General features: G+C 40.4%; 14 protein-coding genes. 1 reads left to right on the top strand and 13 read right to left on the bottom strand.

The window, feature by feature from the left end:
- The 8 genes from yabA to RRU92_RS06060 all read right to left on the bottom strand — a co-directional run bounded on the left by yabA (window position 1) and on the right by RRU92_RS06060 (window position 8,051).
- On the bottom strand, window positions 1–318 hold the full coding sequence (yabA, locus tag RRU92_RS06095) for a DNA replication initiation control protein YabA (RefSeq protein WP_001034369.1): 318 nt from the start codon (window positions 316–318) through the stop codon (window positions 1–3).
- Between the two features lie 29 nt (window positions 319–347).
- Entirely contained in the window at window positions 348–1,238 is an 891-nt protein-coding gene (locus RRU92_RS06090; RefSeq protein ID WP_315638962.1) for a DNA polymerase III subunit delta', read from the bottom strand.
- Window positions 1,235–1,873 (bottom strand): dTMP kinase, encoded by a 639-nt coding sequence (gene tmk, locus RRU92_RS06085; protein WP_315638961.1) that lies wholly within the window; start codon window positions 1,871–1,873, stop codon window positions 1,235–1,237. Before tmk ends, RRU92_RS06090 begins: the two co-directional genes overlap by 4 nt.
- A gap of 118 nt (window positions 1,874–1,991) precedes the next feature.
- Window positions 1,992–2,789: a pyrroline-5-carboxylate reductase gene (gene proC / locus RRU92_RS06080; protein WP_315638959.1), complete on the bottom strand. Its 798-nt coding sequence runs from the start codon at window positions 2,787–2,789 to the stop codon at window positions 1,992–1,994.
- 4 nt (window positions 2,790–2,793) lie between these two features.
- Window positions 2,794–4,056 (bottom strand): glutamate-5-semialdehyde dehydrogenase, encoded by a 1,263-nt coding sequence (locus RRU92_RS06075; RefSeq protein WP_315638957.1) that lies wholly within the window; start codon window positions 4,054–4,056, stop codon window positions 2,794–2,796.
- A gap of 9 nt (window positions 4,057–4,065) precedes the next feature.
- Window positions 4,066–5,175, bottom strand: coding sequence for a glutamate 5-kinase (proB, locus tag RRU92_RS06070; protein WP_315638955.1), 1,110 nt, complete (start codon window positions 5,173–5,175; stop codon window positions 4,066–4,068).
- A 157-nt stretch (window positions 5,176–5,332) separates the two neighbouring features.
- Window positions 5,333–6,529: an elongation factor Tu gene (gene tuf / locus RRU92_RS06065; RefSeq protein ID WP_001040718.1), complete on the bottom strand. Its 1,197-nt coding sequence runs from the start codon at window positions 6,527–6,529 to the stop codon at window positions 5,333–5,335.
- A 412-nt stretch (window positions 6,530–6,941) separates the two neighbouring features.
- The gene (locus tag RRU92_RS06060) at window positions 6,942–8,051 is read right to left on the bottom strand and encodes an AI-2E family transporter (RefSeq protein ID WP_315638954.1); all 1,110 of its coding nucleotides are present in this window, start codon (window positions 8,049–8,051) and stop codon (window positions 6,942–6,944) included.
- Window positions 8,052–8,156: 105 nt separating this feature from the next.
- On the opposite strand from RRU92_RS06060, the gene pbp3 reads away from it, so the two are divergent.
- Window positions 8,157–9,398, top strand: coding sequence for a D-alanyl-D-alanine carboxypeptidase PBP3 (pbp3, locus tag RRU92_RS06055; RefSeq protein WP_315638953.1), 1,242 nt, complete (start codon window positions 8,157–8,159; stop codon window positions 9,396–9,398).
- A 36-nt stretch (window positions 9,399–9,434) separates the two neighbouring features.
- Here the strand turns inward: pbp3 and RRU92_RS06050 are convergent, their stop codons facing one another.
- The 5 genes from RRU92_RS06050 to sufD all read right to left on the bottom strand — a co-directional run bounded on the left by RRU92_RS06050 (window position 9,435) and on the right by sufD (window position 15,512).
- The gene (locus RRU92_RS06050) at window positions 9,435–10,832 is read right to left on the bottom strand and encodes an APC family permease (RefSeq protein ID WP_315638952.1); all 1,398 of its coding nucleotides are present in this window, start codon (window positions 10,830–10,832) and stop codon (window positions 9,435–9,437) included.
- Between the two features lie 283 nt (window positions 10,833–11,115).
- Entirely contained in the window at window positions 11,116–12,528 is a 1,413-nt protein-coding gene (gene sufB, locus RRU92_RS06045) for a Fe-S cluster assembly protein SufB (RefSeq protein WP_000797051.1), read from the bottom strand.
- 57 nt (window positions 12,529–12,585) lie between these two features.
- Window positions 12,586–13,026, bottom strand: coding sequence for a Fe-S cluster assembly sulfur transfer protein SufU (gene sufU / locus RRU92_RS06040; protein ID WP_315638951.1), 441 nt, complete (start codon window positions 13,024–13,026; stop codon window positions 12,586–12,588).
- Window positions 13,013–14,239: a cysteine desulfurase gene (locus RRU92_RS06035; RefSeq protein WP_315638949.1), complete on the bottom strand. Its 1,227-nt coding sequence runs from the start codon at window positions 14,237–14,239 to the stop codon at window positions 13,013–13,015. The genes sufU and RRU92_RS06035 overlap by 14 nt, the downstream gene beginning before the upstream one ends.
- Window positions 14,240–14,249: 10 nt before the next feature.
- Entirely contained in the window at window positions 14,250–15,512 is a 1,263-nt protein-coding gene (gene sufD, locus RRU92_RS06030) for a Fe-S cluster assembly protein SufD (protein WP_315638948.1), read from the bottom strand.
- Between the last annotated feature and the right edge of the window lie 4 nt (window positions 15,513–15,516).

The following is a 15,516-nucleotide window of genomic DNA, read 5'->3' as shown; positions in this document are numbered from 1 at the left end:
TTACTCCCTAAATAACAACTCATCACAAAACATACATTCTGCATCTTGCTCTCGACGTTGACCATAAAAGTCACGGCAAACATGAAAACCGTCCTCATAAATGCGACGGACATTTTCCCTTACATGTTTCGTTTTGGCTGGAGCAGTCTCCTCAACCTCTCCCAAACGTTCTCTCAGTTTATCATTTTCTAATCGAAGAGCTGTATTTTCCTCTACCAAACTCTTGAGATTTTTCTTGATAGCTTCGACGTCTGCCAAGGTTACCAACAATTGCTGTGAAAAGTCATCTAAAGCATCAAATAATTCTTTTTTATTCATTACAGCCCTTTCTATAATCTATCTTCACTTTAATTTTTTTGTAAAACCAGGTATTCCAAAGCGTTTTGAAAGCTAACATTGGCCCGCCACATTTTCCGAGCTTGGACGAGATGTTTCAAGATGTTCCGCGCAGAAACATTGAGAACCTCCTGGCCAGCTAATACCTCTAAAATCCTGAGCACATGATCTTGCTTTTCTTTATCATCAGCCAAACTCGTTAATTTTGCAACTTGCAAGTAAGATTCCTTTTTTGGGGCTAAAAGCCAAGAAAAGAGGCGTTCACTTTCATCTACCAGTGCCCAAAATCCTGCTTGATGCACAAGCTTATCAGCCTCGGTCTGAGACTGACTGAATTGGGCCAATAGTTTAGCTTTATTTTTTACTAAACCAGCCTCTTCAAGCTGTGACATTAAAGTAGAGACTTGTTTCTTAAATTGGAAAATCTGTGTCCGACTTCGAATCGTTGGTAACATCTGTTCCTCATCATCAGTCAAAAAGAAAATGTAGATTTCGCTCTGTGGTTCTTCAATAACCTTTAAAAGAGAATTTGCAGCATTCACATGCATTTTTTCTGCTTGTTCGATAATAAAGACCTGACGTTGATTTTCAATACCAGACTGGGAAAATTGACCAACTAATTCTCGAATACGCTCCGTCTTAATGACTTGATTCAGAGGTTTAATTATGGTCACATCAGGAAACTCTTCCTGCTCAATCAATTTACAATTCCGACATTTTTCACAAGGAAAAATACCAGTTTTCTCACTACAAAAGAGACTTTTAGACAAAAAAAGGGCCATCTCTAAACTTCCAAAATTACCTGAAAAGAGATAGGCGTGATTGAGCTGCCCTTGCTCCAAGATATGGACAAAACGTTCAAATTGTAGAGGTTGACAAGCTCTTAATTGCTCTTGCTTCATCTCCTTAATCCCATCCTATCAAAAAGTAGCTGTTGCGTATTTTCAATCACTTGATCAAGTGGTAGGCTAGCATCGATTTTTTCGATGCGATTTCCTTCTCTTTCAAGAAGAGAAAGGTAACCTTGACGAACTTTTCGGTGTAGATCCAGACCTTCCATGTCCAAACGATTGACTTCCCGATTACTGTTGGCAGCAATACGTGCCAGTCCCTCTTCCACCTCAATATCAAAATAAAGAGTCAAATCAGGTTTCAGTCCATCTGTTGCAAACTCATTAAGCCAATCAATAGCATCGATATCTAAACCACGCCCAAAGCCCTGATAAGCAACAGAACTATCGATAAAGCGATCCATGATAACCAGTTTTCCAGCTGCAAGTGCTGGTAAGACCTTTTCCACCAAGTGTTGTCGACGACTAGCAATATAGAGGAGAAGCTCAGTCTTAGGATCCATTTCAGTATGACTAGGATCTAGGATAACTTCGCGAATTTTTTCTCCAATTAAGACCCCACCTGGTTCACGGGTTGTTAAAACTTTCACTCCCCTATCCTCTAATATAGGGATTAAGGCTTCAAGAACGCTTGTTTTTCCTGCTCCCTCTGGTCCCTCAAGAGAGACTAAAAATCCTTTTGACATGTCTGACTCATTTCTATTTTTCTCTCTTCTATTCTATCAAAAAAATGGGTATTTGTGAAAAGCTTTTTTTATTTTGTTCTTTGTAAGAAAAAAGAGCGTGAGTTTAAACGCTCACCTCTTATTTGCCTAATTCTTGAGTTCTTTTGTAGGCTTGGTTGACGGCATCCATAACAGTTCCTCTGAAAGCATGCTCTTCTAGACTTGCTACACCAGCAATGGTCGAACCACCTGGGCTACAAACTTGGTCTTTCAAGACCCCAGGATGCTCTTGGCTTTCTAGGACCAATTGTCCAGCTCCTACCACAGTTTGAGCAGCCATTTTCAAGGCCGTTTCTCGTGGCAATCCCGTCTGAACTCCAGCATCTGCTAAGGCCTCGATAAAGAGATAGACAAAAGCTGGTCCACAGCCTGCAAGTCCTGTTGCTGCATCTATTAAACCATCACTTATTTCAACCAACTGCCCTGCATTAGCTAAAAGTTGACAAAAAAGTTCACTGTCTTCTGGATGACAATTTTCAGACAAGGCATAACTAATCACTCCTTGCCCAATAGCAACAGGTGTATTAGGCATAATACGAATAATCCTATGGTGACTTGGAAGAAGACTAGCAAGTTTTTCCAAGGTCAAACCAGCTGCCATGGAAATCAAAAGAAGACTTTCTCGTTTCTCAAGGATTGACTGATATTGAGTAATCAGTTCAGAGAATTGAGCTGGCTTTACTCCTAGAAAAATCACATCAGCTTCTGCAAAGATTTCGTCATTGCTAGAAGCCTGACCACCATAATTGGCAATAAAAGCATCCACCTTAGCTTGACTACGATTAGCAAGGAGAATCTGATGACTCATTTTTGCCTGCAAGACAGCATTAGCCAAACTAGCTCCCATATTCCCCAAGCCGATAAATCCAATCTTCATCTCTTTACTCCCTTATCTGTCCATCACCAGTAACCACATATTTGTAGCTAGTCAATTCCTTCAAGCCCATTGGACCACGCGCATGTAATTTCTGAGTAGAAATCCCCATTTCACAACCAAGACCAAATTGTCCACCATCTGTGAAACGAGTCGAAGCATTGACATAAACCGCTGCCGAGTCCACTTGATTTGTAAAGTACTCAGCAGCACCAGCATTTTCAGTCACAATCGCATCTGAATGATGGGTGCTGTGAGATTCGATATGCTCTACAGCTTCCTCAAGACTAGAAACTACTTTTACAGCTAGGACATAGTCTAAAAACTCAGTGTCAAAATCTTGTGGCTCCGCTGCTATCCCAGAAATAAATTGACTAGCTTTCTCATCTAGACGCAATTGAATCGGTTCCAGTCCAGCTTCCTTTCGATCGGCAACCAGAACTTGCTCCAAACGAGGAAGGAAGTTTGCTGCCTTGTCTTCATGAACAAGCAGCACTTCCATGGCATTGCAGACTGAGGGACGACTAGTTTTAGCGTTATTGATAATAGACAGTGCCTTGTCTTCATCCGCATCCTTGTCAACGTAGATATGAACAATCCCTGTACCTGTTTCGATAACTGGCACAATAGCATTCTCAACGACAGCATTGATCAAACCAGCCCCCCCACGAGGAATGAGAAGATCTAGATAACCCTTAGCCTTCATCATGGCATAACTACTTTCACGACTGGTATCTTCTACTAATTGAATGACGTCTGGATGAATGGTGGTAGTCTCCAAGCCCTTCTTCAAGGCTGTAACAATAGCATGAGCTGTTTGGTAGGCATCCTTACCGCTACGAAGAACAACCGCATTTCCACTCTTGAGAGCAAGGGCAGCTGCATCAGAAGTCACATTTGGACGACTTTCATAGATAATGCCAATAACACCCATAGCCACACGCTTCTTAGTAATGGCCAAACCATTTTCAAGCTGACTTCTTTCTAGGACTTCACCAATAGGATCTGGTAAAGCAACCACTTCACGAATCCCAGTTGCCATCGCTTGGATACGACTTGCATCCAAATAAAGACGATCGAGCATAACATCTGAGATTTTCCCCTTAGCCGCTTCCATATCACGAACATTAGCTGATAAAATCTCTTCAGTAGCTGTCAATAAGTGATCGGCCATAGCTAGCAAGGCTTGGTTTTTTACTGTTTCACTAGCAGTATTGATGGTTTTTTTAACTGCCTGTACCAGTTCAAATTGTTCTTGTGTACTTACCATAGTTTACCTCTAAAATTCTGTAAAGAGTAGTTGGATTTCAGGCGTAATGGAAATCCAGTCATCACGGTGAATCAAGACCCCCTTAGCTTTTTGAGAACGTAACATATCCTCCAAAGCAGATGCCCCAAATTGCACGCGTCCTTTCCCAAGTGATTTTCCAGTTTCCTTGTCAAATACTGTCACGATATCACCGTAAGAAAAGGCTCCTTCTGCTTCAACAATACCAGATAAAAGGAGACTCTTTCCATGTTGAGAGAGGGCTTCTGCCGCCCCTTTATCAACCCAAATTGCTCCCTGACTTTTGGCATAAAAGGCTAGCCACTGTTTCTGGGTACGAAGTCCCTTTTCCTGTGCAAAAAAGAAAGAACCATCAAGAGTTTCTTCAGCTGCTTCAATTAAAGCATCAGGTTTCAAGGAAGAACAGATATATACGGGAACACCTGACTCAGTTGCAATGGTAGCAGCTTTTATTTTCGTCAACATACCACCTGTTCCATTTGAAGATCCAGCACCACCAGCCATATCTATGATTTCTCGATTGATGGTCTCAATTCTCTCCAGACGTTTAGCTCTTAGATCCGAGTTAGGATTACCAGTATAAAGACCGTCTACATCTGTTAAGAGGACCAAAAGATCTGCCTGCACCATTGCAGCTACCTGAGCACTGAGCGTATCATTATCCCCGACCTTGAGCTCATCAATAACGACACTGTCATTTTCATTGATAATCGGAATCGCGCCACGATTGAGAAGAACAGATAAAGCTTGATGGGCATTTTTATAACGTCGCTTATCGACAAAATCATCCTGAGTTAGCAAGATTTGCGCTGAAACAATCTGTCTTAAGAGCAAATTGGTTGTATATTCTTCCAGAAGCAATCCTTGACCAACCGCCGCTGAAGCTTGCTTATCCGCAATCTTTGTTGGTCGTTTTTTAAATCCTAAGGCTCCGAAACCTGCTGCAACAGCCCCAGAAGACACCAAAATAAGCTCATGACCTGCTTCATGCAGCATTGCAAGCTGTTGTGTGATAGCTTTTACTTTACTGCGAGATAAACTTCCATCTTTATGTGTCAGGGATGAAGTTCCCACTTTAAATACGATACGCTTATACTTCATATTTTTCTCCAAATTTAATATTTAACCATTTTACCATGATTTTATGAAATTGTAAAAAAGTAACTCTCTCACTTTTGATCGCAAAAAAAGAACCTTGCATAGCAAGATTCTTTTAGTGTCTGACTTAAATAATTGTTCTTCTGGGAACTAAATCGAATTAAGCTTCGATTTCTGTAACCATACCTGAACCAACAGTACGTCCACCCTCACGGATAGAGAATGTAGTACCTTGTTCTACGGCGATTGGGTGGATCAACTCAACGTCGATTGTCACGTTATCACCTGGCATTACCATTTCAGTACCTGCTGGAAGTTCGATTGAACCTGTAACGTCAGTAGTACGGAAGTAGAATTGTGGACGGTAGTTGTTGAAGAATGGAGTGTGACGTCCACCTTCTTCTTTAGTAAGGATGTAAACTTCACCTTTGAATTTAGTGTGTGGGTTGATTGAACCTGGTTTAGCGATAACTTGTCCACGTTCGATTTCGTCACGTTGAACACCACGAAGAAGGACACCTACGTTGTCTCCTGCAAGACCTTCGTCAAGTTGTTTACGGAACATTTCAACACCAGTAACAACTGCTTTTTTAGTTTCTTCTTTGATACCAACGATTTCGATTTCGTCGTTGACACGAACAGTACCACGGTCGATACGTCCTGAAGCAACTGTACCACGTCCAGTGATTGAGAATACGTCTTCGACTGGAAGAAGCAATGGTTTGTCAGTGTCACGTTCTGGTTCTGGAATGTACTCATCAACAGTGTTCATCAATTCCATGATGATGTCTTCGTATTTAGAGTCACCTTCAAGAGCTTTAAGAGCTGAACCTTGGATAACTGGAAGATCGTCACCTGGGAAGTCGTATTCTGAAAGAAGGTCACGGATTTCCATTTCAACCAATTCAAGCAATTCTTCGTCGTCAACCAAGTCGATCTTGTTCATGAAGACGATAAGGTGTTTAACACCAACCTGACGTGAAAGAAGGATGTGCTCACGAGTTTGTGGCATTGGTCCGTCAGTTGAAGCTACTACAAGGATAGCTCCGTCCATTTGAGCGGCACCAGTGATCATGTTTTTAACGTAGTCCGCGTGTCCTGGAGCGTCGATGTGAGCGTAGTGACGTTTTTCAGTTTCGTACTCAACGTGCGCAGTGTTGATTGTGATACCGCGTTCGCGTTCTTCTGGAGCAGCATCGATAGACGCATAGTCTTTAGGTTGGTTAACTGCTGAAGGCAAGCGACGTGCCAAAACAGTTGTGATAGCTGCAGTTAGGGTAGTTTTACCGTGGTCAACGTGTCCGATAGTACCAATGTTAACGTGTGGTTTACTACGATCGTATTTTTCTTTTGCCATTTGAGTAAAAGCCTCCAATAAAATATATTTTATAGATAGACAGTAGGCAATACAGTCTAACTTTCCTTACTATTTTATCAAATTTCAGCTAAATTGCAAGTGTTTTACAAAGTTTTTGTGAATTATTCTTATTCTCACTCTACTTCCTCTACCAATTTATTTAAAATATCTATAAATAGGCTTATTTTAGCAAAAGGCGATAGACCATAAATCGATAATCCAAGTCTGAATTTCCTATTTCCAGCCCCGAAAGACTTCAATCATTCAGTTGTTTGTAAAAAGTTGTGTATTGAAAAAATTAAAGTTTCATCATAAGAGATTAGAGAGTTGAAAGCCAATAAAAAGTTTGATCAACTACATCGCCAAAGATACAATGATCAAAAAAAGGTCGGGAGCTTTTATCCCGACATCTTTATTCTGATAAATGTTTTTCAACTTCTTGTGCTTCCTTATGATTTTCATACAGTCGCGCTAAGAATTTAGCAATCTCTTTTAAAATGGAATAGGTTGGAACAGCAACAATCATTCCAATCACACCGTAAATATTACTTGATAATAAAAGCAAGACTAAAATAGTAATCGGGTGAACCTTCATAACTCCACCCACGATACGTGGATATAAAATATTTCCATCAACTTGCTGAATAATCAACATATAAATGACAGCAATAATCATTTTATGAGGATCGGTGAAGAGATTTGAGATAATCATTGGAATCAAGCCAATGCTTGGTCCTACATACGGAATCAAATTAGCCAATCCAGAAAAAATGGCGAAGACCAAGGCATATCTTAGACCAATTACACTATAACCGATAAAAGCTAAACATCCAATAATAACTGCATCTATTGACACTCCACTAATGTAACGAGAAATAGTTGTATTTAGGTTTGTCAATAAACCAGATATGTTCAATTTATCTCGTTTTAATATAGTTCTTTCTAGCATGGGTAAAAATTTATGCCCATCAAGTAGGAAGTAAATCAAGAAGACTGGTGTCATGATGATAATCAATACAGTGCTTACGAGCGCAGATAGAACACTTCCAACACTATTTGTCACACTGTTCAAGATATTTTGCAAAATATCAACATATGAGAGATTTAATTGTTGAATAGTTTGTTGAATATCTAGATTTTGCAGGGCTGGATGTTTTGATAACTCAATGACTAAATCTTGAAGACGACCATAAATGTTTTGACTCGAGTAGATTAGACTACTCAACTGATTAATCAAAATCGGTAGCAGATAGACAAAACTAAGTACGATTGCACAAATTAAGGCACAAAGGGTTAACAAAATCCCAATGATGCGATTGATTTTGCATTCCTTCTCTAAAAAGATAACAATTGGGTTAGTTAGATAATACAAAAATCCTCCCAATAAAAAAGGAATCATAATTGTATTCAGCACACTTACAAAGGGTGTGATAATAGCACCCATTTCTCTCCAGAGATAAAAAATTAGGGTTATTAATAGGATTTCAGTTGTCCAGAAGAACAATTTGTTTCTTCGAAACATAAGACACCTCCTCTTTTCCCTATTTTACCATATTTCAAAAAAGATTGATAACCTTCATCAAAAAATCAAGAATATTTTTTGTCTTTGTGATAGAATAAAGTTACTATGAAGAAATTATTTTTAACCTTAATCACATTATTTTTATTCGGTTCGGCTACAACTGTTTCGGCCCAGGATTTTGATGTAGCTGCAAAACATGCTATTGCTGTTGAGGCTAACAGTGGAAAGATTTTATATGAAAAAGATGCTACTCAACCTGTTGAAATAGCTTCTATCAGTAAAATCCTCACTGTTTATCTAGTCTATGAAGCCTTGGAACAAGGGAAAATCACCCTTTCTACTCCTGTAGAAATCTCAGATTATCCCTACCAGCTCACTACCAATTCTGAAGCGAGTAACGTTCCTATGGAAGCTCGTAACTACACAGTTGAGGAATTGCTAGAAGCTACTCTGGTATCCAGTGCTAACAGTGCAGCCATTGCCCTAGCTGAAAAAATTGCCGGTTCTGAGAAGGACTTTGTAGATATGATGAAGGCCAAACTACAAGAATGGGGGATTCAAGACGCTACACTCGTCAACACAACCGGGCTCAACAATGAAACTCTTGGAAATAATATCTATCCAGGTTCTAAAAAAGATGATGAAAACAAATTGAGCGCTTATGATGTTGCTGTCGTTGCTCGCAATCTCATCCTCAAGTATCCTCAAGTCTTAGAAATCACAAAGAAACCTTCTTCTACTTTTGCAGGGATGACCATTCATTCTACCAACTATATGTTGGAGGGAATGCCTGCTTATCGTGGTGGTATTGATGGTCTTAAGACTGGAACAACTGATAAAGCAGGTGCTTCTTTTGTTGGTACGACTGTAGAAAAAGGAATGCGCATCATCACAGTTGTCTTAAACGCTGACAACCAAGATACCAATCCATATGCACGCTTTACAGCTACTTCTTCTATTTTAGATTACATCTCATCAAACTTTGCTCTTCAGACAATCGTCAAACAAGGGGAAAGTTATGAAGATAGTAAATCGCCTGTATTAGATGGGAAGGAAGATACAGTTACAGCTGTCGCCAAAGAAGATATCAAAATCGTACAACGTCTGGGTAGTCGTACACAATCAACTATTACTTACACAGCGGACACGACTGAACACACTGCTCCACTAGAGGCAGGAACTGTCGTTGGACATTTGACTTATGAAGACAAGGATCTAGTTGGTCAAGGATACATTACAACTGACAAACCTAGTTTTGAGATGGTCGCAGAAAAAAATGTCGAAAAAGCCTTCTTCTTAAAAGTTTGGTGGAATCGCTTCGTTCGTTTTGTTAACGAGAAGTTATAAAAAATCGAAAAATCGCGAATTTCGCGATTTTTTTCTTTATTCATTTTCAGCTACAGTCGAATGGTTATATCCATAAACAAAGTAAATAATAACGCCTATTAATAAAGCTAGTCCAAATGCCATCCATGTTTCAAGAGTATATTGAAGCATGAATGAGAGGCAGATAAGAATAGACAAGATTGGTAAAAAAGGTACCAGGGGTGTTTTAAATTCTCCCTCTTTGGGCATACCCTTATCTTTTCTCAATTTGATGATCCCATAGGCTAGGAGAATAAGATAGGCTAAGGTGCAGATATTGAGAAAGGCTGCGATACTTGCCAGTGGGAAAATTCCCGCTGCAATCGCTGAAACAACACCTGTTAAAATGGTCGCATTCTTAGGAACACGACTGGTCTTAGTCACTTGTTTGAAACTCTGAGGCATGAGCCCATCACGTGCCAAACTATAAATCATTCGAGACAAGGCGTAAGTCATGGAAATACATACCGTAATTAAAGTAAAAATTGCAACGAGTGAAACATAATTAGCTGCCCAACCAATACCGATACTTCTCAGAGCAAAAGCCACTGCATCATCAACATTGAGCTTGCTATAGTGAACAATCCCCGTCAACACCAAGGTAACTAAGGCATAAAGAATGGTTACGATAGTCAAAGATAAAACAATTCCACGCGGTACATTCTTCTGGGGGCTTTGAATTTCGTCAACTGCCATTGAAATGGATTCAAACCCTAAGAATCCAAAGAACATGAGTGAAGCACCTGCCATAATTCCAGTGCTTCCACCGTAAATTTGACCAAAACCAAATGGTGCAAAATCTGACCAATTTTCAGGTTTAATGTACCAAATTCCAACTAGGATAAATAAAGCAAGAGCAGAAAATTTTAAAACAACAAGAATAGAATTAAAACGAAGAGCTGCTTTCGAATTTAAAAGTACAACACCTGTAACAAGTAGAATTACTAAAATTGGTAAAAAATCGATATAAGTACCATGTTCAGGATTAAAAGTTCCATTCAAGACTTGTGGCAAGGAAATTCCATAATGGCTAAGTAATCCCTTAAAATAGGCCGCCCAACCAGAAGCAACACCTGAAACTGCTGTCATAAATTCCATAATGGTTAACCAACCAGCTATCCAGGCTGGAAATTCTCCCAAAATTGCATATAAATAACTATATGCTCCACCCGTTGCAGGAACACGAGAAGCAAATTCTGCAAAAAAGAGAGCAGATAAGGACACACAGATAGCAGAAATTACAATTGATACCACAAGGGCAGGTCCTGCTAGTGTTGCTGCTGCTGTTCCTGTAATGGTAAAAATACCTGTTCCCACCATAGCACCAATTCCCAAGAGAATTAAGTCCCATAATTTTAAATGGCGATGCATTTCTGTCTTACCTAGACTAACATCTTTGGTTCTAAAAATATTCATATTTCATCCCCCACTTTATGTGATTGTATTATTTTACCATACAAAAGACTTTTTGTGAATATTTATAAGTATTTTTCGTCAAAAAAACTGAGAGTGGGACAGAAATCGGTAATTCGTTAGAATACGATTTCGTCCGTCTCACCTCCGCACAGTTGAGTAGGGCTGTAAAAGCTGATGAAATCAGCGTAGTAGAGCCCACTCAACCACTGCGTCTTACTCGACAATCCAAAGACAATTGAGAGGCTAGGACTTTTGTCCCAGCCTCAGTTTCTGTTCATAAAGTTTATCCGACAGATCCTTCCATTTCATAGCTAATCAAGCGGTTGAGTTCAACTGCGTATTCCATTGGAAGTTCTTTAGTGAAGGGTTCTACAAATCCCATAACAATCATCTCAGTTGCCTCAGATTCTGACAAGCCACGACTCATAAGGTAATAGAGTTGCTCTTCTGAAATCTTAGATACCTTAGCTTCGTGTTCCAAAGCAACTTGTGAGTTGTGAATTTCATTAAATGGAATGGTATCTGATGCTGACAAGTCATCCATGATAATGGTGTCACACTCGATGTGTGAGACAGATTTCTTAGAGTTCTTGTTAAAGGTTACTTGTCCACGATAGTCAACCTTCCCTCCGCCTTTGGCGATGGATTTAGACACGATTGATGAACTTGTATGTGGTGCATTGTGGATCATCTTGGCACCCGTATCTTGGTGTTGCCCTGCATTAGCAAAGGCGATAGAAAGCATGGTACCACGCGCTCCTTCTCCATCTAGGTAAACAGATGGATATTTCATGGTTGTTTTAGCACCCAAGTTTCCATCAATCCACTCAACAGTGGCATCCTTTTGAGCCTTAGCACGTTTGGTTACCAAGTTATAAACGTTATCAGACCAGTTTTGGATGGTTGTATAACGCATGTAAGCTCCATCCAAAGCAAAGATTTCTACAATAGCTGCGTGCAAGCTATTGCTTGAATAAGTTGGCGCTGTACATCCTTCTACGTAGTGGACACTTGCACCCTCATCAACGATAATCAAGGTACGTTCAAACTGACCAGTATTTTCGTTGTTGATACGGAAGTAGGTTTGAAGCGGAATATCCACTTTCACACCTTTTGGTACATAGATAAAGGTTCCACCAGACCATACTGCTGAGTTGAGGGCAGCCAACTTGTTATCAGTCGGCGGTACCAACTTCGCAAAGTATTGTTTAAACAAGTCTGGGTATTCCTTGAGGGCAGAATCTGTATCTGTAAAGATAATTCCTAACTTCTCAAATTCTTCTTTCATGTTATGGTAAACCACTTCTGACTCATACTGGGCAGAAGCACCTGCTAGATAGGCACGCTCAGCTTCAGGAATCCCGATACGTTCAAAGGTTTCTTTGATTTTTTCAGGAACTTCATCCCAAGAACGGGCTGGTTTATCCGATGGTTTTTGGTAGTAGATCAAGTCATCAAAGTCAATCTCTGACAAGTCTGCTCCCCAAGTTTGCATGGGCATTTTTTTGAAGGTTTCATAAGACTTCAAACGGAATTCTAACATCCACTCAGGTTCTCCCTTAGCAGCTGATAGTTCACGAATGACATCTTCGTTCAATCCTTTTCCTGTCGATAGGACAGGCTCTACATCATCATGGAAACCAAATTTATATTCACCAAGGTCAATTGGTTTTGGTTCTACTCTTTCTTCAGCCATAATATCCTTTCTTTCATTCTTTATTTCTACTAATTCATAAGACAAAAGAAACTCGTCTTACTTATTTTCTTGATTTTCAATTGTTTTCTTGAGGGCATTCCAAGCCAAGGTTGCACACTTGATCCGTTGAGGGAATTTGGCAACACCTGACAAGAAAGCAGCATCTCCAAGTTGATCTTGACGCTCATCCTTTTGACCTTGAACCATTTCAGAAAAGATGGTTGCAAGCTCTAGGATTTCTTGCTTGGTCTTTCCTAAGACTGCATCTGTCATCATACTAGCAGAGGCAGTTGAAATCGTACAACCAGAGTTTAGAAAAGCAATATCTTCCAAGCGGTCTTCTGCGTTAAACTTGACCGATAGATTGATGACATCACCACAGGTAGGATTGTTGAGACTAACTTGCTCTGCATCTTCCAACTTTCCCTGGTGATGGGGATTTTTCGAATGGTCCGCTACCACCGCCATATAGAGGCTATCTAGTTTAGAAAGTGCCATTGAAAAACTCCTTTGTCTTTAGTAAGGCATCTACTAACTTATCACAATCTGCCTTGGTATTGTAGATATAAAAACTTGCACGAGCTGTTGCTGGAACATCCAAATACTGGAGCAAAGGTTGAGCACAATGATGACCCGCTCGAACTGCTACTCCTTCATAATCCAGAGCAGTCGCAAGGTCATGAGGATGAAGGTCTCCTAGGTTAAAGGCAATGACACCTGAACGTTGAGCCAAATCTTGCGAACCGTAAATGGTCAGTCCTTCAATTGCCTGTAATTTTGGATAGACATATGCGATCAGTTCTTGTTCATGGGCTTCAATAGCATCCATACCAATATTTTCAAGATAATCCACTGCAGCAGCAAGTCCAATCGCTCCAGCCATATTGGGAGTTCCAGCCTCAAATTTCCAAGGCAATTCCTTCCAGCTTGCAGATTGTTCATAAACAAAATCAATCATCTCGCCACCAAACTCCACCGGTGACATTTGTTCCAGATACTTTTCTTTGCCATAAAGAACACCGATGCCTGTCGGACCAGCCATCTTGTGACCTGAGAAAGCAAAGAAATCTACATCCAAGTCCTGGACATCAATCTTCATATGCGGTGTAGACTGAGCACCATCCACCACCATAATAGCTCCAACTTCATGAGCCATTTGAGTGATTTCTTTGATAGGGTTTACTACTCCAAGAACATTGGAAGCATGAGCTAACGAGACAAACTTAACCTTGTCCGTCAATTTAGCCCGCAGGTCATCCATATCCAGAGCTCCGTTCTTGAGATAGACATAAACAAGCTCAGCTCCGGTCTTTCGACAAGCTTCCTGCCATGGAATAATATTGGAGTGGTGCTCCATGACAGAAATCAAGACTTGGTCGCCCTCAGTCAAGACTTCCTCAGCGAAACGTGCAACCCAGTTGAGACTGGTTGTCGTTCCTCTAGTGAAGAGTACTTCCTTTGTCGACTTAGCATTGATGAATTTACGAATGGTTTCACGAGCAGCTTCATAAGATGCCGTCGCCCTTTCAGCCAAAGTATGAACCCCACGGTGAACATTGGCATTATCCTGCTCATAGTAGCGGTTAATGGCTTCCAGAACAGCTAGTGGTTTTTGTGTCGTCGCAGCATTATCCAAATAAACCAGAGGTTCGTCATTAACAATCTGATCTAAAATTGGAAAATCCTTGCGAATCACTTCTACATCTAACATAGGCTACCCCTTAGCGTTTTGACAATTTTTCTTCGATAGTTGCAATCATTTCATCACGAACTTCCTTGACTGGAATCTCAACGATAACTGAACCAAGGAAACCACGGACAACCAAGCGTTCTGCAGTTGCCTTATCCAAGCCACGGCTCATGAGGTAGTACATATCTTCTGGATCTACCTGACCGATAGAAGCCGCGTGACCTGCAGTAACGTCATTTTCATCAATTAAAAGAATTGGGTTAGCATCTGAACGCGCTTGGTCTGAAAGCATGAGAACACGACTTTCTTGTTGCGCATCTGCTCCCTTAGCACCCTTGATAATGTGGCCAATACCATTGAAGGTCAAAGTTGCTTTTTCAAGAATAACCCCATGTTGTAGGATATTTCCGATTGAGTTGCAACCATAGTTGGTTACACGAGTATCAATTCCTTGCACTTGACGGCCACTTGAAAGAGCTACGACTTTAAGGTCGGCATGGCTACCATTACCAATCAAATCGCTATCAAAGTCCGCAACGACGTTCCCTTCGTTCATGACACCGATAGCCCAGTCAATACTTGCATCGTTGCCTAATTTACCACGACGGCTAATGTAAGCAGTGACGTTTTCACCTAGACGGTCAATCGCAGCAAACTTCACTTGAGCACCAGAACGTGCAATTACTTCTACTGTGATATTAGCAGTTGCTTTGGCACTTCCTTCACCGCGTGACTCTAAACGTTCTAGATAACTAATCTTAGAGTTTTTACCAGCGATGATAAGAATATGTTTGTTAAACGGCACATCGCTATCGCTGTCTTGATAGAAAATTCCTTCGATTGGCTCTTTAATTTCAACGTTATCAGGAATATAGAGAACAGCACCACTATTGAAATAAGCTGTATGGTAGGCTGCCAACTTGTCATCGTCATACTTGACAGATGACATGAAGAATTCTTCTACAAGTTCTGGAATTTCTTCTAAAGCTGAATGGAAGTCTGTAAAGACAACACCCTGTTCAGCCAACTCAACTGGAATTTGCTCAAAAACAGTTTGAGTTCCTACTTGCACCAACTTCAAGTGGTTATCTAGTGCAGTGAAATCTGGAACATTTGCTGATGGCTCACTTTCTGTAATCGTTCCGTCACCCAGATTCCAACGGTGGAATTTGACACGCTCAATAACTGGTAATTCCAAAGTCTCAATCTTGTCAAAAGCTTTTTGACGGAGATCAGCCAACCAGCTTGGTTCAGCGTGCATTTCTGAAAAAAGTTTAATATTTTCTTTAGTCATTTAC

The sequence above is a fragment of the Streptococcus sp. DTU_2020_1001019_1_SI_AUS_MUR_006 genome, assembly GCF_032340315.1.
Lineage (GTDB): Bacteria > Bacillota > Bacilli > Lactobacillales > Streptococcaceae > Streptococcus.
Note: the sequence above shows the minus strand (reverse complement) of the source record. Positions and strands in the feature narration are given on the sequence as shown.

Bases quoted from the DNA above. Each gene is read 5' to 3' on its own strand.
- yabA (WP_001034369.1), bottom strand. From the start codon at position 318: ATGAATAAAAAAGAATTATTTGATGCTTTAGATGACTTTTCACAGCAA.
- RRU92_RS06090 (WP_315638962.1), bottom strand. From the start codon at position 1,238: ATGAAGCAAGAGCAATTAAGAGCTTGTCAACCTCTACAATTTGAACGT.
- tmk (WP_315638961.1), bottom strand. From the start codon at position 1,873: ATGTCAAAAGGATTTTTAGTCTCTCTTGAGGGACCAGAGGGAGCAGGA.
- proC (WP_315638959.1), bottom strand. From the start codon at position 2,789: ATGAAGATTGGATTTATCGGCTTGGGGAATATGGGAGCTAGTTTGGCT.
- RRU92_RS06075 (WP_315638957.1), bottom strand. From the start codon at position 4,056: ATGGTAAGTACACAAGAACAATTTGAACTGGTACAGGCAGTTAAAAAA.
- proB (WP_315638955.1), bottom strand. From the start codon at position 5,175: ATGAAGTATAAGCGTATCGTATTTAAAGTGGGAACTTCATCCCTGACA.
- tuf (WP_001040718.1), bottom strand. From the start codon at position 6,529: ATGGCAAAAGAAAAATACGATCGTAGTAAACCACACGTTAACATTGGT.
- RRU92_RS06060 (WP_315638954.1), bottom strand. From the start codon at position 8,051: ATGTTTCGAAGAAACAAATTGTTCTTCTGGACAACTGAAATCCTATTA.
- pbp3 (WP_315638953.1), top strand. From the start codon at position 8,157: ATGAAGAAATTATTTTTAACCTTAATCACATTATTTTTATTCGGTTCG.
- RRU92_RS06050 (WP_315638952.1), bottom strand. From the start codon at position 10,832: ATGAATATTTTTAGAACCAAAGATGTTAGTCTAGGTAAGACAGAAATG.
- sufB (WP_000797051.1), bottom strand. From the start codon at position 12,528: ATGGCTGAAGAAAGAGTAGAACCAAAACCAATTGACCTTGGTGAATAT.
- sufU (WP_315638951.1), bottom strand. From the start codon at position 13,026: ATGGCACTTTCTAAACTAGATAGCCTCTATATGGCGGTGGTAGCGGAC.
- RRU92_RS06035 (WP_315638949.1), bottom strand. From the start codon at position 14,239: ATGTTAGATGTAGAAGTGATTCGCAAGGATTTTCCAATTTTAGATCAG.
- sufD (WP_315638948.1), bottom strand. From the start codon at position 15,512: ATGACTAAAGAAAATATTAAACTTTTTTCAGAAATGCACGCTGAACCA.